The following is a 24,689-nucleotide window of genomic DNA, read 5'->3' on the forward strand; positions in this document are numbered from 1 at the left end:
GGTGCCAAGGGCGCCGGCCGGTGGCCGGCAGGACGGAAGAACCGGCGCTGCCGTCCTGCTGCCACCGGGAGAGGGGAAGCGGCGCAGGACGGCAACGCGCAGCCGGTTACGCGCTCATGTCCAGCACCACGCGGCCTTCGATCTTGCCGGCCTGCATGCGCGCGAAGATGTCGTTGATGTTCTCCAGCGAATCGCTGGTGACCGTCGCGGCGACCTTGCCCTGCTCGGCGAATTCCAGCGATTCCTGCAGGTCCAGCCGGGTGCCGACGATCGAGCCACGCACGGTGATGCCGTTGAGCACCATGCCGAAGATATCCAGCGGGAAGTTGCCCGGCGGCAGGCCGTTCAACGAGACGGTGCCGCCGCGGCGGACCATGCCCAGTGCCTGCTCGAAGGCCTTCGGCGAGACCGCGGTGACCAGTGCGCCGTGCGCCCCGCCGATCTCCTTCTTCAGGAACGCGGCCGGATCGGTGTTGCGCGCGTTGACGGTGATCGTCGCGCCCAGCCGCTCGGCCAGCGCGAGCTTGCCGTCGTCGATATCCACCGCGGCCACGTTCAGGCCCATCGCCTTGGCGTACTGCACGGCCATGTGGCCGAGCCCGCCGATGCCGGAGATCACTACCCACTGGCCGGGCTTGGTATCGGTGACCTTCAGGCCTTTGTAGACGGTGACGCCGGCACACAGGATCGGCGCGACCTCGATGAAGCCGACGCCCTTGGGCAGCAGGCCGACATACGCTGCATTGGCCAGGGCGTATTCGGCGAAACCACCGTTTACCGAGTAACCGGTGTTCTGCTGGACTTCGCACAGGGTTTCCCAGCCGCCCAGGCAGTGCTCGCAGTAGCCGCACGCCGAATACAGCCACGGGATGCCGACACGGTCGCCTTCGCGGATATGGCTGACCCCGGCGCCGACCGCCACCACATGGCCCACGCCCTCGTGGCCGGGAATGAAGGGCGGGTTGGGCTTGACCGGCCAGTCGCCGTCCACCGCGTGCAGGTCGGTGTGGCACACGCCGCAGGCTTCGATCTTCACCAGGATGTCGCCCGGGCCGGGGCGCGGCACCTCGACTTCCTCGATGCGCAACGGCTTTCCGAATTCGCGGACGACAGCGGCCTTCATGGTCTTGTTCATGCGTGGATCTCCGTGGATTGCCAATGACAGCACTGTGGCGCCGGCCGCATGCCGGCGCCCTGATCGGGATCAAGCCCGGGCAGGCTCAGAAGAAGCCCAGCTTCTTGGGCGAGTAGCTGACCAGCAGGTTCTTGGTCTGCTGGTAGTGGTCGAGCATCATCTTGTGGTTCTCGCGGCCGATGCCCGACTGCTTGTAGCCACCGAAGGCGGCATGCGCCGGATAGGCGTGGTAGCAGTTGGTCCACACCCGCCCGGCCTGGATGCCGCGGCCCATGCGGTACAGGCGCGAGGCATCCCGGCTCCACACGCCGGCGCCGAGGCCGTACAGGGTGTCGTTGGCGAGCTCCAGCGCTTCCTCCTCGGTTTTGAACGTGGTCACCGAAACCACCGGCCCGAAGATCTCTTCCTGGAACACGCGCATCTTGTTGTGGCCCTTGAACACGGTCGGCTTCACGTAGAAGCCGCCGGCCAGGTCGCCGTCCAGCTTGGCCTGCTCGCCGCCGATCAGCACCTGCGCGCCTTCCTGCTTGCCGATGTCGAAGTAGGAGAGGATCTTTTCCAGCTGCTCGGAGGAGGCCTGTGCGCCGACCATGGTGTTGGGATCGAGCGGATTGCCCTGTTTGATCGCGGCCACGCGCTTGAGCGCACGCTCCATGAATTTTTCGTAGATCGATTCCTGGATCAGCGCGCGCGAGGGGCAGGTGCACACCTCGCCCTGGTTGAAGGCGAACAGCACGAAGCCTTCCACCGCCTTGTCGAGGAAGTCATCGTCTTCGGCCATGACATCGGCGAAGAAGATGTTCGGCGATTTGCCGCCCAGCTCCAGCGTCACCGGGATCAGGTTCTGGCTGGCGTACTGCATGATCAGGCGGCCGGTGGTGGTCTCGCCGGTGAAGGCGATCTTGGCGATGCGCGGGTTGGAGGCCAGCGGCTTGCCCGCCTCCACGCCGAAGCCGTTGACCACGTTGAGCACGCCCTTGGGCAGCAGATCGCCGATCACTTCCATCAGCACCAGGATCGAGGCCGGGGTCTGCTCGGCCGGCTTGAGCACCACGCAGTTGCCGGCGGCCAGTGCCGGGGCCAGCTTCCAGGCGGCCATGAGCATCGGGAAGTTCCACGGAATGATCTGCCCGACCACGCCGAGCGGCTCGTGGAAGTGGTAGGCGATGGTGTCTTTGTCGATCTCCGACAGGCTGCCTTCCTGCGCCCGCACCGCACCGGCGAAGTAGCGGAAGTGATCGGCCATCAGCGGTACGTCGGCGTTGAGCGTTTCGCGGATCGGCTTGCCGTTGTCCCAGGTTTCGGCATGGGCGAGCAGCTCGAGGTTCTCCTCGATGCGGTCGGCGATCCTGTTGAGGATGTTGGCGCGTTCGGTGGTCGAGGTCTGGCCCCAGGCGGTCTTGGCCGCGTGCGCCGCGTCCAGCGCCGCTTCGATGTCTTCGGCGTTGGAACGGGCGACCTCGGTGAACACCTTGCCGGTCACCGGGGTGGTGTTTTCGAAATACTGGCCGCTGCGCGGCGCCACCCACTCCCCGCCGATGTAGTTGCCGTAGCGCGGCTTGAAGATGGACTGCGGGTCGGTGGCGTGCGGCTTGGCGGACGTGACGGCATTCATGGTGCATCTCCGGATGGCGGTGGACAGGCCCGGTAAGGGTCTGTTCCATGGCGCAAGGACGATGCCAGGTTCGGTGTGGTGCGGTGCGGCATGGCCTCACCCGGCGTACCGGTTGGAGAACACCCCGGAAACTGATGCGGTGCACCACGGCCGGTCATTGCACGGTAACGCCGGGTGTGGTGTTTATCGGAACAGGCCCCGCTACAACTGTCGCAGATTGCGACACTGGAGAGACCAGGTGTCCCAGCTTCCGCTCCAGCACCGTGTCGGCAATGCGCGGCGCTCGTTCTTCGAGCGCGGTGCGGCGCCGGTCGGCATCGTGCCCGACACCATCCTGCAGTCGTGGCAGCGTTGCCAGCGCGGCGGGCTCTCGGTGGATGCGCAGCCGGAGGTCGAGCCGCTGCCGGACGCACGCCTGCGCGAGCTGCGCCAGCGCCAGGAAACGCTATGGCGGCTGGCGCGCCCGGAGCTGGATGGCCTGGCCGCGGACATCGCCGCCACCGGCAGCATCGCGCTGCTCACCGACGAAGCCGGCTGGATCCTGGATGCCGAGGGCAACCCGGCGTTTCTGGACAAGGCCGGGCGGGTGGCATTGATGCCCGGCGTGCGTTGGGATGAAACCACGGTGGGCACCAACGCGATCGGTACCGCGATCGTCGAAGGCCGCTCGGTGGAGGTGCGCGGTGGCGAGCACTACTTTGCGCCGCACGGGATACTGACCTGTTCGGCGACCCCGATCTTCGATCCGTACGGGCAGCGCGTCGGCGTGCTCGATATCTCCGGCGATGCGCGCCAGCAGCACCTGCATGCGCGCGTGCTCGCGCGGCAGGCGGTGGCGCATATCGAGCACCGCTACTTCGAGGCGGGGCTGGGCGACTGCGAGGTGGTTCGCCTGCACCACGACGCCGGGCTGCTCGGCACCGCACGCGAAGGCGTCCTGGGCTTCCGCAATGGCCGCCTGGTGGCCGCCAACCGTGCCGGGCTGGCCCTGTTCGGGCTGGACCACGGCGACATCGGCAGAGCGCCCTACGAGGCGTTGTTCGATGGCCCGCTCTCGCGTCTGCACGATGACGGCGCGCTGGTGGATCGCCAGGGCCGCGCGCTGTATGGCCACGTGAGCCCGGCCGGGGGCGCCACGGGCCGCTCGCCGCTGCCCGCGCGCCCGACCCCCGCGGCACCCGCGCGTGCCGCCGCGGCTGCGGTGCGGGTGGATGCCACGCCCCTGTTCGACGCGGCCCAGCAGCAGGTGCTCGAGCGCGCCTGCCGGGTGCTGGATGCGCAGCTGCCCGTGCTGCTGCAGGGCGAGACCGGGACCGGCAAGGAAGTCTTCGCGCGTGAGCTGCATCGGCGCAGCTCACGCGCCGACAAGCCCTTCGTGGCGGTCAACTGCGCGGCCCTGCCGGAGGGCCTGATCGAAGCCGAACTGTTCGGCTATGAAGAAGGGGCCTTCACCGGCGCGCGCAAGAGCGGCAATACCGGCCTGCTGCGCCAGGCCCAGGGCGGTGTGCTGTTCCTCGATGAAATCGGCGACATGCCGCTGGCGCTGCAGCCGCGCCTGTTGCGCGTCCTGCAGGAGCGCACGCTGTCACCGCTGGGGGGCGGCAAGCCGGTACAGCTGGATTTCGCCTTGATCTGCGCCACCCACCGCGATCTGGATCAGGCCATGGGCGCCGGTGACTTCCGCAGCGATCTCTACTACCGCATCGCCGATCACAGCGTGCGCCTGCCGGCCCTGCGCGAGCATGCCGACCGTGCAGCGCTGGTGCAGGGGCTGTGGCAACGCCTCGGCCAAGGCCGGCAACTGGACAGCGCGGCCTTGGAGGCGCTGGCCGGATACCCCTGGCCGGGCAATGTGCGGCAGCTGTGTTCCTGCCTGCGCACGCTGGTGGCGCTGAGCGATCCGGGGGAGCTGATCCGGCACGCGATGCTGCCGGCCTATCTGCAGGCAACGCCCGCCGCGGTGATGCCGTCCGCGGCCGAGGGGCTGGACGCGATGACCGAAACCGCCATGCGCGAGGCACTGCGCGCCAGCCATGGCAATGTCGCCCAGGCGGCGCGCGCGCTGGGCATCAGCCGCAGCACCCTGTATCGCCGCGTCGGCGCAACGGCCCGCCGCCACTGAGGCGGCAGGCCGTGGGACCTCAGCCGACCAGGGCGGCTGAATCGCGCGCGAGCTGCTCGATGCCGGCCCAGTCCCTGGCCTGCAGCAGCGCACGCGTGGTCAGCCAGGAACCGCCCACGCACAGCACGTTGGGCAGGTGCAGGAAATCGCGCGCGGTCTGCGCGCTGATCCCGCCGGTCGGGCAGAAGCGCACATCGCCGAACGGGCCGTTCCATGCCGACAGCATGGCCGCACCGCCAGCCTGCACTGCCGGGAAGAACTTGAAGGTATCCAGGCCGTGTTCCAGGCCGAGCATCAGCTCGGACGAGGTCGCCACGCCCGGCAGGAACGGCAGGTCGGTATCGCGGGCGGCGGCATACAACCGCGGGGTCGCGCCCGGGGAGACCGCGAAGCGCCCGCCCACCTGCTTGACCTTCTCCATCTGCGCGGCCGTCAACACGGTTCCGGCGCCGACCACGGCATCGGGCACGGCCTCGACCATCGCCTGGATCGCGTCCATCGCCATCGGCGTGCGCAGCGTCACTTCGATCACCGGCAGGCCGCCGTTGAACAGCGCCCGCGCAACCTCGACGGCGTCGTCGACGTTGCGCGGGGTGAACACCGGAATCACCGGGGCCAGTTTCAGGACTGCGCGTACGCGCGGATCAGCGCCGGACATCGAATCGCTCCTCGCCCGTCAGGGCCATGATGTCAGCCTCGCTGACAGGGTTGAAGTCGCCGGAGATGGAATGCTTCAGGCAGCCTGCGGCCAGGCCGAAGCGCACGATCGCGTCCGGCGCGAAGCCGCGCATCATGCCATGCAGGATGCCGGCGGCGAAGGCATCACCGCCGCCGATGCGGTCCACGATACCGAGCATCTCGCGGGTCGGCGCCACCGCGCGGGTGCCATCGCGGCCAACCAGCATCGCCCCGAGCGCATGGTTGTCCACGCTGTGCGGCGTGCGCTGGGTGCAGGCCATCCACTGCAGCCGCGGGAACGCGGCGAAGGCCTGCGCGGCGGCCGCATCGACACGCTCACGCACATCGCCCTGCTTGAAGTCACCGCCAAGCACCACGCCGATGTCGCGGTAGTCAGCGAAGACCAGGTCAGCGCAGGCAAACAGCTCGCGCAGGATGCCGGGTGCATCGCCCTGCCAGCGCGCCCACAGCGACGGGCGGAAGTTGCCGTCGAAGGACACCTTTACGCCCCGCGCGCACGCCGCACGCGCAGCGGCCAGCGTGGCCTGGGCCATGGCCGGGTTGAGCGCCGGGCTGACGCCGGACAGGTGCAGCCAGTGGGCACCGGCCAACAGCGTGTCCCAGTCGTAGTCGGCGGCACTGCTGTTGGCGAAGGCCGAATCGGCGCGGTCGTAGACCACTTCGCTGGCGCGCTGCACGGCGCCGGTGGTCAGGAAGTACAGGCCCATGCGGCCCTCGGTGCGGCGCACCGCCGTGGTATCCACGCCATGCCGGCGCAGTTCGCCCACGGCATACTCACCCAGCGGGTTGGCCGGCACGGTGCTGACCACCGCCACCGCATGCCCCAGGTGGGCCAGCGAGACACCCACATTGGCTTCCGCGCCACCGGCATGCACGGCCAGCTGCGGGTGCTGCAACAACAGCTCGCGGCCGGGGGCGCTCATGCGCAGCAACAACTCTCCGAAACAGACAACACGACTCATGGTCCTGGATCCTTGTGAGGGCCGCGGCCGCCACGAAGGCGCCCGACAGCAATGGCTAGCGGTGTCATTCTAGCGATGGACGCCGCCCCGTCCACCTGTCCCGAATGTCGGAACCATTGTCCTGCAAGCGTCTACGGGACATTCAACGTCTGCTGCGGTGCAAGATGCCGGATCAGTAACGGGCTGTTAACGTCCGCCCTGACCAGCGGTGTCATTGCACTGACATGTCGTTGGATAGCTGTTTCATGTAGCACCTTGGGAGAGGGAAAACATGCAAGTCCAGAACACGCAGAAAAAGACACCGGTTACCTTGCTCGCATTGTCGATCGGCCTGGCGCTGAGTGGTACCGCGCTGGCCCAGGATGCGGGCACCACCAACCCGACTGATCTGGATACCGTCACCGTCACCGGCTACCGCGCCAGTGTCGAGAAGGCGCTGGACATCAAGCGTGGCGAAGCCGGCGTGGTCGATGCCATCGTCGCCGAGGATATCGGCAAGTTCCCGGATCTGAACCTGGCCGAGTCGCTGCAGCGCATTCCCGGCGTGGTCATCACCCGTGAAGCCGGCGAAGGCCGCAACATCTCGGTGCGTGGCCTGGGCCCGGACTTCACCCGCGTGCGCATCAACGGGATGGAAGCGCTGACCACGGTCGGCGCCGGCGACCAGAGCGGCGGCACCAACCGTGGCCGCGGCTTCGATTTCAACGTGTTCGCCTCCGACCTGTTCTCGCAGTTGCTGGTGCGCAAGACCGCCTCGGCCGATGTCGAGGAAGGCTCGCTGGGTGCCACGGTGGATCTGCGCACGGCACGCCCGTTCGACTATGACGGCTTCACCTTCGCCGCCAGCGGCCAGGCCGGCTACAACGCGATGGCCGAAAAGGCCGACCCGCGCATGGCCGCGCTGATCTCCAACACCTTTGCCGATGGCACCTTCGGGGCGTTGTTGTCGGTGGCGTATTCCGAGCGCCAGGCGCTGGAAGAAGGCTCCAACACCGGCCGCTGGGCCAATGGTCCGAGCAATGGCGGCTTCAGCGCCACCTCCCCGTTCGCCGCGGCGCGTTCGGCCGACGTCTACCACCCGCGCTTCCCGCGCTACGTGCAGATGGAGCATGAGCAGAAGCGCCTGGGCGTGACCGGTACCCTGCAGTGGAAGCCGAGCGACGCCACCGAGTTCTCGCTGGATGCGCTCTACTCCAAGATCGACGCCACCCGCGATGAGCATTACATCGAGGCGATTTCCTTCAGCCGCAACCGCGATTCGGCGACCGGCGCGCTGCGTCGCCCCGACCGCGACGGCAAGCCGTCGATGATCGTCAAGAACGGCGTGATCGAAAACAACGCACTGGTCTATGGCGAGTTCGACAACGTCGACATCCGCTCGGAGAACCGTCACGACGAGTGGAGCACCGAGTTCAAGCAGCTCAGCCTCAACGGCCAGCACCGCTTCGGTGATGACTTCACCCTGTCCGGCAAGATCGGCATCTCACGCTCCAAGCACGAGAACCCGGTGCAGACCACGGTCATCATGGACAAGTACGACGTCGACAACTACAGCTACGATTACCGGGGCAACAGCCGGTTCCCGACGCTGAACTACGGCATCGACCCGACCAACCCGGCGGGCTGGGAGCTGGCTGAAATCCGTCTGCGCCCGCAGTACGTGGACAACGACTTCGATACCGGCCAGCTCGACTTCAACTGGAACATCAGCCCCGGCTTCCGCCTGAAGGGTGGCGTCCTGGCCAAGGACTACACCTTCAAGACCACCGAACTGCGCCGCGCCAGCGAGCTGGCCGTGCCCAACTTCGCCGATGGCACCAAGATCGTGCCGGTGGACATGACCACGCAGGCCGGCCTGAAGGGCATCAACGGCAGCCCGTCCAACTGGGTGGTGCCGGATCTGAACGCGATTGCCGATCAGTTCGACATCTACAGCAACAGCGGCATCTTCGCCGTCGCCCCGCGCGCCAACAACGTGCGCAGCGTGGAAGAGAAGGACCGTGGTGCGTACCTGATGGGTGAGTTCTCCACCGAACTGGGCAGCCTGCCGCTGTCGGGCAATGTCGGTGTGCGTTACGTGCGCACCAAGCAGAGCTCCACCGGCCTGTCCACGCTGGCCAGCGGTACCGTATCCACCACGGAAAACCGCACCTACAACGACACCCTGCCCTCGTTCAACCTGGTGGCCGAAGTCAGCCCGGACTTCCTGATCCGCCTTGGCGCGGCCAAGGTGATGAGCCGCCCGGGCCTGGGCAGCCTGACCCCCGGCGCAACAGTGGCCGTGGCCGGTGGTGCGCGCACCATCTCCAGCGGCAACCCGGACCTGGAGCCGATCCGCGCGACCAACGTCGATCTCGGCTTCGAGTGGTACTTCTCCGAAGGCGCGATGGCCGGCATCGGTCTGTTCTACAAGGACATCGAGAGCTTCGTGCAGACCACCCGCGAAGTGCGCCCGTACGCCGACAGTGGCCTGCCGGCAGCGCTGCTGATCGGCACCGGCGCCTCGCCGACCGATGATTTCACCTACAGCCGGCCGGTCAACACCCCGGGTGGCGAACTGCACGGCGTGGAAGCCAACTACACCCAGCCCTTCACCTTCCTGCCCGGCAAGTGGTCCAACCTGGGCGTGCAGTTGAACTACACCTGGGTGGAGTCGCAGATCCAGTACCTCAACGCCGCCGGCCAGCCGGTGATGAAGACCGACCTGACCGGTCTGTCCAAGTCGTCCTGGAATGCCACGCTGTTCTACGAAGGCAAGACCTTCTCCGGCCGTGTCTCGGCGACCAACCGCGATGACTACCTGACCCAAGCGCCGGGTACGGAAACCGGCTTCAACCTCGACGGCTACCACGGCATGACCGGCACCACCGTCATCGATGCCTCGATCCGCTACACGATCAGCGACCAGCTGGAACTGAGCCTGGAAGGCATCAACCTGACCAACGAAGCGTCCGACGAGTGGGTCTACTCGCCGGCCACCGGTCGCCTGCCGCTGCAGTACACCGAAACCGGCCGCCAGTTCCTGCTCGGCGTGCGCTACAAGTTCTGATTCAACGGCGGCACCCACCGGCGGCGTGAGCGATCACGCCGCCGGGCTGCGCGCGCCCGCCGCCATCGTTGCCATCCCCGACCCTCGCCAGCACACGCACGCTGCTGCGGCGCAAGATGCCGCCCCGTGAAGGGTTTGTTACGTTTCGGATGACCAGCGGTGTCACGCGGCAATGCGCGACAGACGCTCCGGGGGAGGCCGGACGTCATGACTCATCAACATCACGGTCGCATGGCGGCGCACCCTGGGAGGGGGTTACACACGATGGAACGACTCGACACCCGTAAAAAGACACCGGTTACCTTGCTCGCGGTTTCGATCGCCTTCGCGCTGCAGAGCGTGGCCGGCATCGCCGCGGCACAGCAGACCCCCGAACAGGCGGCGGCGCTGAACGCCGTGGACCTGGACAAGGTCGAGGTCAAAGCGACCTACCGCGAAAGCCTGCAGCAGTCGCTGGATGAAAAGCGCTACAGCGTCGAGCAGGTCGACGCGATCTATGCCGAAGACATTGGCAAATTCCCCGATCTGAACCTGGCCGAATCGATGCAGCGCATCGCCGGCGTCTCGATCGACCGCGAAGGCGGCGAAGGCCAGCAGATCTCCGTGCGCGGCCTGGGCTCGGACTTCACCCGCGTGCGCATCAACGGTCTGGAAGCGCTGTCCACGGCGGGCAGCGGCACCACCGGCGTCAACCGCAGCCGCGGCTTCGACTTCAACACCTTCGCCTCCGAGCTGTTCAGCCGGGTCAAGATCAACAAGACCCAGTCGGCACAGACCGACGAGGGCTCGCTCGGCGCCACGGTGGACCTGCGTGGTTCGCGCCCGTTCGATTTCGAGGGCTTCCAGGCCTCGCTCGGCGGCCAGTACGGCTACAACGAACTGTCCAGGAACAAGGACCCGCGCATCTCCGGCCTGATCAGCAACACCTGGGCCGATGGCCGGGTGGGCGCGCTGATGTCGGTGGCTTACAGCAAGCGCACCATCTTCGAGGAAGGCTACAACCCGGTCCGCTGGGAGCACGGCAACTACCGCAACTCCAACCAGAGCACCGCGGCCAACAACGGCACCTACGGCTTCTGCAGCCCGGCCGGCTACGACCCGCAGACCCCCCGCAATCCGCTGGCCAATGAAACCGCCGCCGGTGTCGGCAGCGCCGCCAACCAAGCGCGCAGCAACGGCTGGGGCAGCTACGGCATCGACGCCACCCACTGCGGCACCGGCCTGGATCGCCCCGCGGCGACAGCGGAGAACATTGCCGCATACGAGACCGCGACCAACGCGTGGATTCCGCGTTACCCGCGCTACATCCGTACCGAGCACGAAATCGAGCGCCTGGGCGTCACCGGTGCGCTGCAGTTCAAGGTCAGCGACGACACACAGTTGAACCTGGATATGCTGTATTCCAAGCTCGACAAGAACGTGCGCGAAGATTCCATCGGTGCCAACCTGCACCGCACCGCGCAGTACGGCGGCAAGACCCAGATCGTGGTGCGCGAAGCGCAGGCCGATGAGCAGAACCGCCTGACCTACGGGGTGTTCGACAACGTCGATTTCCGCACCGAATCCACCGCCATCGAAGAGAGCACCGAGTTCAAGCAGTTCAGCCTGAACCTGGAGCATCGCTTCAACGATGCGGTGCGCCTGGATGCGGTGGTCGGCCACTCCGAGTCGAACTATGAGCGGCCGATCTTCTCGATGGTCAGCTTCGACAACAGCAACCTGGACGGCTTCGTGCTGGACATGCGCAACGGCAAGGTGCCGGCGATGTCCTTCCCGTTCGATCTCAACGCCGTGGACAACTGGAAGTGGCTGGGCTACGGCAGCACGCCGGTCAATGCCAACGGCACCGCGCGCGGCGGCAACATCAGCGAAGTGCGCTTGAACCCGCAGTACGTCGACAACGCCTTCGACACGGCCAAGGTCGACCTGACCTTCGACATCAGCCCCACTTTCACCCTGCGCGGCGGTCTGGCCTACAAGGACTACGACATGAGCACGCAGGAGTACCGCAACATCAGTTACGGACGCCTGTCGCAGGCACTGCCGGCCGGGGTCACCGTGGGTGACCTGAGCGATACGCTGAGCGGCTTCGGCAAGGGCATGGACGGCAATCTGCCCAACGCCTGGCTGGTGCCGGACTTCAACCAGATCGCCAAGCTGCTGGATATCTACTGCAACTGCAACACCGGAGCACTCGGCGGCGATTACCGCCTGGCCAGCGTCGGTCATTTCGGTGCGTCCAACAACAACTTCGACGTCAACGAGAAGAGCTACGGCAGCTACCTGCAGCTCGACTTCAATACCGACCTGCTGGGCCGCGCCTTCCGCGGCAACCTGGGCGTGCGCTATGTGCAGACGCGGATCACCGCCGATGGCTATGCGCCGTGCACCGCGGCCAACGCCAGCGATCTGTCCTCGGCATGCGAACCGTTCTTCGGCGTGGCCAGCGCCACCGCCGATCCCGGCGAGCGCCTGCAGGTCGCCACCCGGGTCGGCCACAAGTACGACGACTGGCTGCCCTCGTTGAACCTGGCCTGGGACCTGAGCGATACCTTCGTGCTGCGCTTCGGCGCGGCCAAGACCATGGCCCGCCCGACCCTGTCCAACCTGTCGCCGAGCGTCAGTGGCGGCCCCACCGCCTACTTCGATGACGATCGTGCGTACTCGATCAACCTGGGCAACCCCAAGCTGGACCCGTTCCGCTCCACCAACTACGACCTGAGTGCGGAGTGGTACTTCGACGAGGGCGCGCTGCTGTCGGCGGCGGTGTTCTACAAGGACATCGAAAGCTACGTGCAGCGCACCCGCCTGCTCACCACCTGGGCGGACATGGGCTACTCGCTGGACCTGCTGCCGACCGGCTTCAGCCCGGACACCGTGTTCAACGTGCAGAGCTACTTCAACACCCCGGGCGGCCCGCTCAAGGGCTATGAAGTCTCCTACCAGCAGCCTTTCAGCTTCCTGCCCGGCTTCTGGAGGAACTTCGGCGTGCAGCTGAACTACACGCATGTCGAGTCGAAGATCAAGTACATGTTCAGCTCGGGCACCGGCAGCACGATCGTCACCACCTACACCGAGAACGACCTGCTGAACCTCTCGCCGAACTCGTACAACGCCACCCTGTACTACGACGACGGCCGCTTCAGCGCCCGCGTGTCCACCAGCTACCGCGACGCGTACATCAGCACGATCCTCTCGCAGGAGAACGTGTGGGATCTGGACGGCAACGCGTTCGCCACCGCCGATGTGCAGGGCAAGTACAGCGTGGAGAACGTGGACTTCAACATGTCCTACAAGGTCAACAAGAACCTCTCGCTGACCTTCGAAGCGATCAACCTGCTGGACACCGCCGACGAGCGCTACGTCGATTCGGCCCTGTCGCTGCCGGACCGCTACACCCACACCGGCCGCCAGTACTACCTCGGCCTGCGCTACAAGTTCTGACCGTGCTGCGTCTTCCGCCACCGGTATCGCGCCCGTCGCCGTCCTTCTCTCCGGGATGGCGGGCGCGGTGCGGCGGCGGGAGGCCACCGTGAGCGGCTGACCCCCGCTGCTGGTTCCGCTGTACTGTTTCTGCTGTCGAAAGGAAGGTCTCATGCATCGCGTTGTCGCCGCCTCGATCCGCCCCTCCCGCCTATCCGCCAGCCTGCTGGCGCTGCTGCTCGCGGGCAGTGGCACCGCCTGGGCGCAGACCGCGCCGCAGCTGCTGTTTCACGTCTCGGCCGAGCAGGGCCTGCAGGCCGATACCGCCGCGGGCGACCCGGTCCCGAACTTCGTGGACAAGGTCAAGCGGGTGCCCGACGGGGCGCACGGCAGTGCGATCGAATGGGCCGACGATGGCGTGCTGTCGTGGAATGCGCCGGGCAACATCCAGGCACAGCGCGGCACGCTGGGCTTCTTCTGGCGCTCGCGCTACGCGGTGGGCGAAGCGCCGTTCGTCATCTTCCGGGTCGGCTATGCCGACCACAGCAGCTGGGACATGGCCTGGCTGCGCATCGACTGGAACGGCCACGGCTTCGATGCCTTCGTCACCGATGCCAACCTGGCACGCACCCGCGTCTCGTTCAAACTCGACCAGAATCCTTCGCCGCAGCAGTGGCAGCACATCGCCTTCGGCTGGGATGAAGACCACGGCGTGCGCCTGTACGTGGACGGCAAAGAGGTCGCCCGCCAGGAGACCACCGCCGACTACGACGCCGCACTCGATCAGCTGGGCCTGGCCGCGCGCGTCATGGCGCCCTACCAGGTGCAGAGCCGCTACAACTTCCTGCGTGGCAGCGACTTCGATGAGATCCGCGTCTATGACCGTCTGCTCGATGCGGCCGGCATGGCGGCGCTGGCCCGGAATGCGGCGCCCACCAGCGTTGTGGCCGCGGCGGACCCGATGCGCGCCTGGCGCCATCGCCATGGTTGGGATGCCACGCCGCCGCCGGCGCTGACCGCGCCGACCACCACGATCCGCAAGATCGAGTTCGCCGATACCAAGGACCACAAGCAGTGGATGTGGAAGGCGACCGACGGCATCGCCGAAACTACTTGGCCGGGTGTCTACAACCGTTCACGGCTGCCGGGCCGCAACGATTACTTCCAGCTGCCGGACTGGAATACCTATGTCGAGGGTGGCCAGCAGCTCGACCTGACCCTGCCGGCCGGTGAAACCGTCAACCGCATCGAAGTGCGCGGTGCAGCGTTCGGCGGGCTCAGCCACAGTGTGGACGGCCAGCCAGCGCAGGCGCTGTTCGAGCGCCCGCAGGGGGTGGTCCGCAGCGTCAACCCGATTCCCGCGCAGGAAGGCGGCGTGCTGCACTTCCGCAATACCGCGCAGGAAACCCCGATCCAGGAAATCTGGGCGTACCAGGTCAGCGACGCCGCCGAGCCGGAGGGCACGGTCAAGCAGCGGTACCTGATCGACAGCCAGGCGCTGCCGGATTACACCAACATCGCCGCGCTGCGCGAGTACATCGACGGCCGCTACCCGGCGGCCGAACGCAGCACGGTGATGGCGCTGCCCAAGGGCGCCGGTTCGCGCAAGCGCACGGCCGATACGCTGCCTGCGCAGCCGATGCCGATCGTGCACGTGCTGATCCCCTCCGGCGTGAGCGATGCCCCGGCCGCACAGCCGCTGATCCGGAGCTGGGCACACAGCTGGGAGAACATGCATGATGGCCTGGACGGCATCGCGATCGATCTGCCGAAGCTGGATCTACCCGCCACGCAGGACGGCCTGATCCCGCTCAACATCCGCGTCAAGGACCCGATCTGGCCGGCGCGCGACATGATCGACGTGTCGGTCTCGGTCAAGCCGGGCCAGAAGCGCACCCTGTGGCTGGACCTGCGCGATCGCATCCTGACCGCCGACAGCCTGTGGATCTCCATCGCTTCGGCCGCGCCGGGCTTCAACGCGTCCTCGCTGGACGGCGCGGAAATCCGCATGGTCTACAAGGACCGCGAGGAAGCGAAGAAGGAGCACATCGCCGACCGCTTCAACCAGGTCCGCGACAACTGGGGCTTCCTGGTCGAAGAGCACACCACGTCCAAACGCCAGCGCCTGTATGCGCGCGTCTATGCCGACCTGAGCGACCTGCTGCGCGTCGATCCGGACCACGCGCTGGGCCGGCTGTACTGGAACTACATCAGCTACAACAGCCAGGGCAAACCGCCGTTCACCCAGCCCGAAGCGCCCAAGGGCGTGCCGCTGTGGGCCTTCCGCCAGACCGAAGACCTCACTTATGTGCGCCGCTTCATCGAGTGGTGGATCGACCACCGCCAGATCGCCTACGGTGATTTCGGCGGCGGCATTTCCGACGATTCCGACCTCACCCAGCAGTGGCCGGGCCTGGCCCTGATGGGCGTGCAGCCGGACAAGCTCAACGCCTCGCTGACCGCGCTGTCCGATGCGGTGTATCGCAATGGCATGTTCAGCCATGGCCTGAGCACCATCGAGACCGACGAGCTGCATGCCTACGAAGAAGGCATCAACACCAACAGCGCGATGCTCTACCTCAACTGGGGCGATCCGCTCACCGTCGAGCGCCTGATGGAAACGGTGAAGGCCTTCGACGAACGCATCATCCTGCCCAACCCGCAGGGGCATCTGCTGTTCTCCAGCAACTGGTTCGGCGGCAACAAGGTCTACCGCGAACCGAACTGGCAATGGCAGAAGCCGTATTCCTTCCCGGTGCTGCACCCGGCGTTCCTGATCGGCCAGTACAACGCCGATCCGACCGGCCGCAAGCTGGTCACCGGCCTGGCCGATGGCTACCTGGCCCACGCCTACACCGACGACAAGGGCCGCTGGGCACTGCCGAACGAGATCAACTGGGCAACCGGCAAGACCCGTGGCGGCGAGCTCAACAACGGCTCGGGCAGCGGCGACATCATGCATACCTTCTGGGCGGCATGGCGCTGGACCGGCGATGACAAGTACCTCAAGGCGCTGGACTACCGCGTGGAGCGCGGTGGGCCGGGGGCGTTGTCCAACCTGGGCGAGAACTACGTCGAGGCCCTGGGGCGCAGCGCCGAATGGAACCCGCGCTTCATCAGCGACGCCGACGGCGGCAACACCGGTTTCTCCAGTCTGATGGCGTGGCAGGCGACCGGCGACAAGAAGTACCTGGAGGCATTGCACGCGGACGGTATCCAGGCCAAGGCCCAGCGCGAGTACATGAACACCGAAGGCCACTGGTGGTCCGACCGTGTCGAGGCGCCGAGCGAGTTCCTGCAGCGTGCGCGGCTGGGCGGCATCGCGCTCAAGCGCAACCAGAGCTGGCCCGGCCACACCGTGAGCTGGCGCTTCGCCCAGCCGGACGCGGCCGAGCAGGTCGCGCTGCTGGTGCATGCGCCCTCCCCCGACCGCTTCAAGGTGATCGCCTACAACCTGGGCAAGCACGCGGTGGATGCCGAGATGAGCACCTGGAACGTCACCGCCGGGCAATGGCGGATGACCAGCGGGGTGGACCGCGACGGCGATGACATCATCGACGGCAAGGCGACGACGCGTGATCTGACGCTGGAACGCAGTGCCTCGACCACGCTGCGCTTCGCGCCGGGGCAGAGCCAGGTGTTCGAGTTCGAGTTGGTGCAGGCCGGCACGCCGGTCGAGCAGCGCCCCGACCTCGGGATCGGGCGGGGCGATGTACGTGTGGACGGGCGTCAGGTGCAGGTGACCGTGCACAGCCTGGGCCACGTCGCCACCGGCGTGGGCGTGGTGGTGCTGGAAGATGCCAAGGGCCGTGAGCTTGCCCGGGTGGAGATTCCGAGCCTGGCCGCGCCGAGCGACCTGGTGCCGAAAACCACGACGGTCAGCCTGCCGCTGCCGGCCGGGGATCACCGTGGCCTGCGCGTGCGGGTCATGCAGGCCGATGGTGCGGCGGAAGTGACCCAGCGCAACAACGTGGTGACGCTGGACCGGTAGCGCCCTGCCGCGCAGGGCGGCCCCGGCGGCCGATCACAGCGTGACCTGCCCCTCGATGCAGGTCACGCAGTCCCCGCCGATCCACAGTGCATCGCCCACGCGCTCTACCCGCAGGCGTCCGGCACGGCCCATCGCGGTGCCCTGGCTGATCACATAGCGCTCCGGCGCCTCGCCGGTGCTCAGCAGCCAGCGCGCGATGCCGGCATTGAGGCTGCCGGTGGCCGGGTCCTCCGGTGCGCCGTCGCCGGCGATGAAGGCGCGGCTCTCGTACTGCGCCTCGTCGCCATCGCTGGCCTGCCACGGCCCGAACACGCCGACCTTCAAGCCGTGCAGCTGCGCGTAGTCCGGCTGGATCGCCAGCACCGCGGCGCGGTCACGCAGGCGCAGGGCCAGCCAGCCGGTGCCGTTGTCCGCCCAGCGGGCGTCCACCACGTCCTCCGCCGCCACGCCGAGCCCGCGCCGCACCTGTTCGCGCAGGTCCGGTGCCAATGCCTCGCCCCGCAGCAGCGGCGGCGCCAGGAATGCCAGGCCCGCCTCGCTGCGGCGGATCCGCACCAGGCCGATTCCGCACTCCTGCACGATCTCTTCGCCCTTTGGCACGCCGCCATGCGCCAGCCAGGCATGACAGCTGCCCAGGGTGGGATGCCCGGCGAACGGGAGTTCTTCCAGGGTGGTGAAGATGCGCACGCGGTAGTCCGCCTGCGGATCGGTCGGCGGCAGCAGGAAGGTGGTTTCGCTCAGGTTGGTCCACTGTGCGAACGCGGCCATGCGCGTGTCGTCGATGCCCTCGGCATCGAGTACCACCGCCAGCGGATTACCGCGCAGCGGATCCCGGCTGAAAACATTGACCTGTTGGAACGGCAGCGTAGGCATGGGGAACGTCGGGAACCGGGTGGAGTGCGCATGATGCGCGCCATCACAGCATCGGGTCGAGCACTGCGCCCGTTCGCGGCGCTAGGCCGCGTCGGTTTCCATCACCTGCACGCGACGCTCGTACCAGCCGCCGGCGTCGGGTTCGAAAATGGCGCTGCGGGTCATCTCACCCTGGTAGACGTGCACCGAGATGGCCAGATCCTCATCGCTGGTGTTGCGGATGGTGTGGTACTCGTGCGGCGGGATCAGGCTGCCGGCACTGCCACAATCGCCCAGCACGGGGGGCTCCGGGCGGAAACGGAAGCGCTCGCCGTCGCGCTCCAGCAGCTGGTACTGGGTGATCTCCAGCTGGCCCAGCCACACCCCCTCCACGCACCACAGCCCGCTGTGGTCGTGCAGCGGCGTGCCCTGCCCCGGGCCCCAGCTCATCGCGACGATGCTGTAGCCGTGCACCGGGCTGCGGTACAGCTCGCGGCGAGCGTAGTGATCTTCGATCGGGTGGTGCACGCAGGCCGGCAGCTGGATGCGGCTGTCGGCGATGGCCTCGCGCAGCGCCGAGCGCAGCGTGGCGGCGATCTGGTGCGCGTGCTCGTGCTGGACGGCATGGTCGACGGCGGCGATCAATCGATCACGGCCATGGAACGGCGGAAACGGGTTGCATTGGTCTTGCATACCCCGAGTCTAGGCGATCCCGGTGAACAGCGTGTTTGACCGGAATCACATCCAATCGACCCACAATCCCCGACGTAGCGATCCATTCGAAAGATTTCGAATGATCTTCCTATCGATCAGGGAATCAGCAACGGTCGCAGCGACGGGACCTGCCGGGCCAGTTCCTCGGTGACCAGCGTGGCAAACAGCGCCGCGCCGTCCGGGCCCAGATGGGTGTAATCGAAGGCGACCTTGGCCTGACCCATCGGCTCGGTGGCGGCGTTGTTCTGCGCGGCCGGTGCGCCCGCTACAGGCGCCGCGCCCACGGTAGTACCGCCCAGCGCCGCACTGACCTGTGCGGGTGTGGCCGCGGCCTGGGCCAGCGGCATGGCGGCGACCGGCCCCAGCGCCTGCACGACCACGCGGCTGCGTGCGTGCAGGTCCACCAGTGGCACCTGCATCTCGATCGCCACGGTGCGGACCGCCTCGGCCCAGGGCGCCAGGTCATCGATCAGCACGCCGTCGGCGAACTGGCGTCGGGTCAACGGGGTCAGCAGCACCGGCTGCGCACCGGCGGCGCGGATCTCGTGCACGTAGCGGCGCAGGTTGTCCGGGAACTCGCGCTGCAGCTCGGTGGAGCGGCCCGGCTTGCCGGGCTGGTCGTTGTGGCCGAACTGGACCAGCACCCACGTGCGTGCGTAGCCCGGCGTGCGCATCTCCGCCTCGGCCAGCGCCCACGAGCCCTCGGCGCGGTAGTTGTAGGTACTGCGGCCGCCACGGGCCAGGTTGGTGCACGTCAGGAAAGAGGTCACGTGCCGCGCGCAGAAGGCCGGCCCCCAGCCGCCCTGCACGGCCGTGGTGGAATCCCCGACCAGCACGATCTTGCTGGCCCGGATCGGGGTCGGTGCCGGGCGATCGAGCAGTGCCGGATCCACGGCGGCCTGCGCCGCGCCGATCAGGCCGAACAGCGCGCTGCCCAGCAGCCAGGATGTACACCGCATCAGAACGTACCTCGTTGAATGAAGGGGGCCTGCTGATACAGACGACGCTCGCCACCGCGCGGGTCGTCGGCCTGCTGTGAGGTGGCATCGAACAGCATCGTTTCGCGGCGTGCGAGCGAATAGGGCTGCCAACGTGGCAGTCCGCCATGATTCGGATCGCCATGGCGGGCGAAGGCGATCAATGCCTCGCTCATCGTGGCCGCCACGCGGCTGGCTTCCTCGCCGTTGCCGGTGCGCGAACCGGGGCGGTCGATGTTGTCGAACACCAGCGGGATATCCAGGGTGTGGAACGCGCCGAACCTGCCGCCGTCCAGCGGTGAGCCCCAATCGAGTTGATAGGCCCAGGTCGGCGCGCCCTGGCGCGCACGCGCCTCCAGCTCCTCCACCGCACCGCGCCACGAACGACCGGCAGTGGTGGCCGCGAAGAACACCTCCGAGGGGGTGTAGTGCGGATACAGGCGGCGGTACTCGGCGATCACCACCGAAGGCAGCAGGTCCACGTACTGCTCTTTCTCCAGCTTGGCCGGCAGCGTCTCCCAGGTCAGGGCGAAGTTGGCCGGATCGTTGCCGAGGAAGGCGCGGGTTTCATCGTGGGTGTTGCCGATCACCAGCGGGATTCCAGCGGACTGCGCCGGTGCGTCCGGCCAGAACGGATGCACCGGCAACGAACGACCGTCCAGCACGGGGCCCACGTACAGGCTGCTGTTCTCCACGCGCGAGGGGTCGCGTGCCCGGGTGGCGGCCAGCAGCGCCTCCATCGGCATCGTGCGCAGCGCCTCGGCATCGGCCGCCCCCACCGCCTGCATCGCGATCTGCGCGCGCTGGGTGGCCGCACGCGGGCCGGCCGCGGTGACCTGCTGCCCACTCATGGTCCAGGCGCGCTGGAACAGCCCGCGCGCGGCGGGCATGGCCATCAGCGTGGCGATCTTCGCGCCGCCGCCGGATTGCCCCACCACGGTGATGTTGTGCGCATCGCCACCGAACTCGTGCGCATGCTGGCGTACCCACTGCAATGCCTGGACCAGATCGAGCTGGCCGACATTGCCCGAATCGGCGAAGCGCGCATCGCCCAGCTGCGCCAGGTACAGGTAGCCGAACACATTGAGCCGATGGTTCACGGTCACCACCACCACGTCGCCACGTCGGCACAACGCGCTGCCGTCGTACAGCGGATCGCTGCCGGAACCGTTGTTGTAGGCACCGCCGTGGATGTAGAACACGATCGGGCGCTTGCCGCCATCGCGCAGCGCCGGCGTCCACACGTTGAGGTAGAGGCAGTCTTCACTGCCCGGGCCTTCCTTGCCGCCCTGCGGCGCGGCATTGCCGTAGGCCAGCGCATCGCGCACCCCGCGCCAGGCCAATTCCTGCACGGCCGGCTGGAAGCGACGGGGCGCGGTATCGGCACCATAGGGAATGCCGCGGAACACGTGGATGCCCTGCTCGAGCTGGCCACGCACGCGGCCACTGCGCACGCGCGCCAGCGGCGCGGCATCGTGGCGCGGCCCGGGCACCCCGGCAAAGGCAGGCAGCAGCGGCAGGCTGGTGGCACCGAGCATCAGGGCGTAGCGCGCGCTGTCGCGCAGGAAACGACGCCGCTGCAGATCGGCGGGAGAATCAGTCATGGCGCGCAGGCTCCGTGTGGCGCGAGGGAATCCAGCGCAGGGCCAGTTCGGGCCACTGCGCAACCGTCAGACCGGCCGGAATGCGCACGCCAAAGCCGTGGCCGCCGAACGGGAACAGATGCATCTCGGTGGAGACACCGGCGCGCAGCAGCGCCTGGTAATAGACCAGGCTGTTGTGCACCGAGACGACGGTGTCGTCCTGCGCATGCACCAGGAGCGTCGGCGGCGTGTCCGTGCGGACCTGGTCCTGCATCGAGAACCGGGCCTGCAGCGCGGCATCCGGGTGCGGGCCGAACAGGCGCGCACGCGAGCCGGTATGCGCATGCGCGCCCATGTCGATCACCGGGTAGATAAGCAGCGCCACATCCGGGCGCGCGCTGAGCGCATCGATGGCATCGCGGTGGGGATAGACCGGCGCATCGAAGCCGTTGCTCAGCCGCGCCGCGATGTGCCCGCCGGCCGAGAACCCCATGACCCCGATACGCTGCGGATCGATCCGCCAGCGCGTGGCATCGGCGCGGATCACGCGCATCGCACGCTGCGCATCGGCCAGTGCGGCCTGGCGATCACTGCGGCCTGCAGGCAGCCGGTAACGCAGCACGAACAGGGTCACGCCCCCCTGGTCGACGAAGGCCGGCACCAGCGCGGTGCCTTCCTTGTCGAGCACGATGCGCTGGTAGCCACCACCGGGCACCACCAGCAGGGCGCTGCCGTTCGGGCGCGCCGGCCGGTAGACGACCAGGTAGGGCGCGCTGACGTTGTCGATGTAGCGGTCCGGCAGCGCCGGATCGTGGCTGCGCTCGATCACATCGGGCACGGTGGCCGGTCCGGATTCCCCTGGCACCTGGCCATCCGGCCACAACGCGATCCGGTCCGGGGCACCGACGGCCGGCTCGGTATCCGGTACCGCACGCTCGGCCGCGTGGGCCAGACCGCTGGCCAGCAGCAGGAGGGTCAACAGGGGCAACACGAGGCGGCGGCGCATCCGGGTACGTCCTTCGGGCAGAGGGAACAGGCATCGTGCCTGACCCGCAGCCGTTCTGATGCGCTGCACATTGCCAATGACACCGGTTTACCATATACAGCACATCCAACCGCTGTCGATTGGCAGTGCAACAATTTTTCCGGGAGACCCGCTTGAGCAACGACCACGGCAAACAGGACCTGCCCGACCAGGGGTTGGGCGAGATCGCCCGGCACTTCGTCAGCGCCCGCCAACACGGCCAATCCCTGCCGGATTTCCCGGGAACCATCCCGGACGACCTCGTCACCGCCTACCGGGTACAGGACCAGGCCATCGCGCTGTGGGACGATCAGGTGGTGGGCTGGAAGGTCGGTTACATCGCCGCCGAGCGCCGCGATGCGTCGGGGGATGACCGCCTGCTGGGCCCGATTTTTTCGCGTCAGCTCTGGAATGCCACCGGTGGAACAGTCGAGATTCCGGTGTTCGTCGGCGGCTTCGGCGCGGTCGAGGCCGAGTACGTGATCCAGCTGCAGGAAGACGCCCCGGCGGACAAGCTGCACTGGACCCCGGAAGAAGCCGAGGCGCTGGCCGCCAAGCTCTTCATCGGCGTTGAAGTGGCCAGCAGCCCGCTGGCCACGATCAACAAGCTCGGCCCGCGCGTGGTGGTGTCGGATTTCGGCAACAACAACGGCCTGGTGCTCGGCACCGAGATCGCGGACTGGACCCGCCTGGATGATGCCGACCTGCGTGCGGAAACCCGCATCGAGGGCGAAGTGGTCGGCACCGGCGGCGCAACCCTGCTGCCCGGTGGCCTGCGCACTGCCTATGCGTTCGCGCTGGGCCGTTCGGCGCAGCGTGGGCGGCCGATGAAGGCGGGCGATCTGATCGCCAGTGGCAACGCCACCGGCATCCACGACATCGCCGTGGGCCAGCAAGCATTGATCCGTTTCGTCGGCTACGGCGACATTACCTGCAAGGCCATCGCCGCCGGATAACCGCGCGGACATGGCGAGCACGCTTGGGAGGGCGCAGATGTTCACTCGCAGAAGTTTCCTGGCCACCAGTCTGGGCGCGCTTGCCGCGCCCGCGCTGACGGCTTGTTCGCGGTCATCCAATGCCGCACCGGCCGGTGCGCAGCTGTTGACCGCCACCGACGTCCACGTCGCCGACTACCCCACCGTCACCGCGGTGAAATGGATCGGGCAGACGCTGGAAGAAAAAACCGGCGGCCGGCTGCGGCTGCGCCAGTACCACTCCGGCCAACTGGGCCGCGAGTCCGAGGCGATCGACATGGCCCGCTTCGGCGCCATCGACATCACCCGCGTCTACTCCGGCGCGCTCAACAACGCGTTTCCGCTGACCCAGGGCCTGTGCCTGCCGTACGTGTTCGAGTCGGTGGCGCACATGCGCCGTGCACTGGATGGCGGGGTCGCCGACACGGTCCTGCAGGGCTTCGAAACCCGCGATCTGGTCGGCTTGGCCATCTACGACTCCGGCGCGCGCTGCTTCTACAACACCAAGCACCCGATCGTGGAACCCAAGGACCTGCATGGCCTCAAGCTGCGCGTGGCGTCCTCGGACATCTTCATCCAGCTGATGCGCCTGCTCGGTGCCAACCCGACCCCGATGTCGCTGGGCGACACCTTCTCGGGCATGGAAACGCACATGATCGATGGTGCAGAGAACAACATGCGAAGCTTCCACTCCAGCCGTCACTTCGAGGCCGCGCACTACTGGTCGCAGAGCGATCACTCCTACGCGCCGGACGTGCTGCTGATGTCGCGCCAGAGCTTCGATGCGCTGAGCCCGGCCGATCGCACCCTGGTGATCGAGACCGCGCGCGAGTCGGTGCAGGTGATGCGCGAGCAGTGGGATGCCTCGGAAAACACCGCCCGCCAGGCCGTGGCCGACTTCGGCATTAAATTCAACGAGGTCGACATGCCGGCCTTCCGCAAGGCCGCCGACCCGCTGCTGCAGCGTTACCTGCAGCAGCCGGCGCTGGCCGCCCTCACCCGTCGCATCCGCGACTTCGCCTGAGGCCCCGACGCGATGTCCGACTCGACTTCCGACACCCTCATCACCCCGACCGCGCCGCAGCGCGTGCTCAACGTCATCGCCGATGTGGCGATCCATATTGCCGTCGTCGCCCTGCTGGGCCTGGTGGTGGTGCAGGGCTGGCAGGTGTTCGCCCGCTACGTGATCAATGATTCGCCCAGCTGGACCGAGCCGGTCACGCTGCTGCTGCTCGCCACCGCGATGAGCCTGGGCGCAGCCACCGGCGTGCATACCCGCCGCCACTTCGGCTTCTTCCTGCTGGCCGCGCACATGGGCCCGGGCCTGCGCCGCGCGGTCGATGTATTCGCCGCGCTGGTGGTGGCTGTGCTGGGCGTGGTCATTGCCTGGTGGGCCGCGGTGCTGCTGCTGGACGGCCTGGACATCAAGGCCGCCGGTGCCAGCCTGCCGCAGAGCATCAACTATCTGCCCCTGTCGATCGGTGGCGCCTTGATGGCGATCTTCGCCGTGAACCAGATGGCGCTGGCTGTACGGCCGGCCGATGCCGTTGCCGAGGGAGATCGCTGAGT

Annotated in this window: 16 protein-coding genes; 7 read left to right on the forward strand and 9 right to left on the reverse strand. The window is 67.5% G+C overall.

Translation table 11 applies throughout. The annotated features are described in order from the left end of the window. Positions 1-106 precede the first annotated feature (106 nt). Together adhP and adh are read right to left on the reverse strand one after the other, a co-directional pair. Positions 107-1,135 (reverse strand): alcohol dehydrogenase AdhP, encoded by a 1,029-nt coding sequence (gene adhP / locus ACTT2I_RS18160; protein WP_421100031.1) that lies wholly within the window; start codon positions 1,133-1,135, stop codon positions 107-109. 85 nt (positions 1,136-1,220) lie between these two features. Then, positions 1,221-2,750: an aldehyde dehydrogenase gene (gene adh / locus ACTT2I_RS18165; RefSeq protein WP_293978681.1), complete on the reverse strand. Its 1,530-nt coding sequence runs from the start codon at positions 2,748-2,750 to the stop codon at positions 1,221-1,223. Between the two features lie 238 nt (positions 2,751-2,988). Between adh and ACTT2I_RS18170 the strand changes: the two genes are divergently transcribed. Beyond that, a complete protein-coding gene (locus ACTT2I_RS18170; protein ID WP_421100032.1) occupies positions 2,989-4,872 on the forward strand; it encodes a sigma-54-dependent Fis family transcriptional regulator in 1,884 nt (627 codons plus the stop codon). A gap of 19 nt (positions 4,873-4,891) precedes the next feature. Here ACTT2I_RS18170 and eda read toward each other — a convergent pair whose 3' ends face one another. Both eda and ACTT2I_RS18180 read right to left on the reverse strand, forming a co-directional pair. Beyond that, complete coding sequence (eda, locus tag ACTT2I_RS18175; RefSeq protein WP_421100033.1) at positions 4,892-5,530, reverse strand: bifunctional 4-hydroxy-2-oxoglutarate aldolase/2-dehydro-3-deoxy-phosphogluconate aldolase; 639 nt, start codon at positions 5,528-5,530, stop codon at positions 4,892-4,894. Continuing rightward, positions 5,517-6,533 carry a sugar kinase gene (locus tag ACTT2I_RS18180; RefSeq protein WP_421100034.1) on the reverse strand — a complete coding sequence of 339 codons (1,017 nt, stop codon included), beginning with the start codon at positions 6,531-6,533 and terminating at the stop codon, positions 5,517-5,519. The genes eda and ACTT2I_RS18180 overlap by 14 nt, the downstream gene beginning before the upstream one ends. A 271-nt stretch (positions 6,534-6,804) precedes the next feature. Here ACTT2I_RS18180 and ACTT2I_RS18185 point away from each other — a divergent pair, with 271 nt between their 5' ends. From ACTT2I_RS18185 to ACTT2I_RS18195, 3 genes are all read left to right on the forward strand, one after another. Beyond that, a complete protein-coding gene (locus ACTT2I_RS18185) occupies positions 6,805-9,582 on the forward strand; it encodes a TonB-dependent receptor (RefSeq protein ID WP_088435289.1) in 2,778 nt (925 codons plus the stop codon). Positions 9,583-9,846: 264 nt separating this feature from the next. Further along, entirely contained in the window at positions 9,847-13,026 is a 3,180-nt protein-coding gene (locus ACTT2I_RS18190) for a TonB-dependent receptor (protein WP_421100035.1), read from the forward strand. 151 nt (positions 13,027-13,177) lie between these two features. Further along, positions 13,178-16,996 (forward strand): LamG-like jellyroll fold domain-containing protein, encoded by a 3,819-nt coding sequence (locus tag ACTT2I_RS18195; RefSeq protein WP_421100036.1) that lies wholly within the window; start codon positions 13,178-13,180, stop codon positions 16,994-16,996. Positions 16,997-17,029: 33 nt separating this feature from the next. Here ACTT2I_RS18195 and ACTT2I_RS18200 read toward each other — a convergent pair whose 3' ends face one another. From ACTT2I_RS18200 to ACTT2I_RS18220, 5 genes are all read right to left on the reverse strand, one after another. Further along, on the reverse strand, positions 17,030-17,869 hold the full coding sequence (locus ACTT2I_RS18200; protein WP_088435291.1) for a PhzF family phenazine biosynthesis protein: 840 nt from the start codon (positions 17,867-17,869) through the stop codon (positions 17,030-17,032). 81 nt (positions 17,870-17,950) lie between these two features. Next, positions 17,951-18,541, reverse strand: a complete 591-nt coding sequence (locus ACTT2I_RS18205; protein WP_088435292.1) for a cysteine dioxygenase family protein — start codon at positions 18,539-18,541, stop codon at positions 17,951-17,953. 116 nt (positions 18,542-18,657) lie between these two features. Then, on the reverse strand, positions 18,658-19,521 hold the full coding sequence (locus ACTT2I_RS18210; RefSeq protein WP_293983782.1) for a rhamnogalacturonan acetylesterase: 864 nt from the start codon (positions 19,519-19,521) through the stop codon (positions 18,658-18,660). After that, positions 19,521-21,143: a carboxylesterase/lipase family protein gene (locus ACTT2I_RS18215; RefSeq protein WP_293983779.1), complete on the reverse strand. Its 1,623-nt coding sequence runs from the start codon at positions 21,141-21,143 to the stop codon at positions 19,521-19,523. Before ACTT2I_RS18215 ends, ACTT2I_RS18210 begins: the two co-directional genes overlap by 1 nt. Further along, positions 21,136-22,128, reverse strand: a complete 993-nt coding sequence (locus ACTT2I_RS18220; protein WP_443096736.1) for an alpha/beta hydrolase — start codon at positions 22,126-22,128, stop codon at positions 21,136-21,138. Before ACTT2I_RS18220 ends, ACTT2I_RS18215 begins: the two co-directional genes overlap by 8 nt. Before the next feature lie 152 nt (positions 22,129-22,280). Here ACTT2I_RS18220 and ACTT2I_RS18225 point away from each other — a divergent pair, with 152 nt between their 5' ends. Genes ACTT2I_RS18225 through ACTT2I_RS18235 form a run of 3 tightly spaced genes read left to right on the forward strand, consistent with a single transcriptional unit; the run spans position 22,281 to position 24,687 of the window. Next, positions 22,281-23,102: a 2-keto-4-pentenoate hydratase gene (locus ACTT2I_RS18225; RefSeq protein ID WP_293983773.1), complete on the forward strand. Its 822-nt coding sequence runs from the start codon at positions 22,281-22,283 to the stop codon at positions 23,100-23,102. A gap of 37 nt (positions 23,103-23,139) precedes the next feature. Then, positions 23,140-24,144: a TRAP transporter substrate-binding protein gene (locus tag ACTT2I_RS18230; protein ID WP_088435296.1), complete on the forward strand. Its 1,005-nt coding sequence runs from the start codon at positions 23,140-23,142 to the stop codon at positions 24,142-24,144. 12 nt (positions 24,145-24,156) lie between these two features. Next, positions 24,157-24,687 carry a TRAP transporter small permease gene (locus ACTT2I_RS18235; RefSeq protein ID WP_293983770.1) on the forward strand — a complete coding sequence of 177 codons (531 nt, stop codon included), beginning with the start codon at positions 24,157-24,159 and terminating at the stop codon, positions 24,685-24,687. The last annotated feature ends 2 nt before the right edge of the window (positions 24,688-24,689 follow it).

The organism is Stenotrophomonas sp. PUT21, assembly GCF_052232875.1.
Taxonomy (GTDB): Bacteria; Pseudomonadota; Gammaproteobacteria; order Xanthomonadales; family Xanthomonadaceae; genus Stenotrophomonas; species Stenotrophomonas maltophilia_N.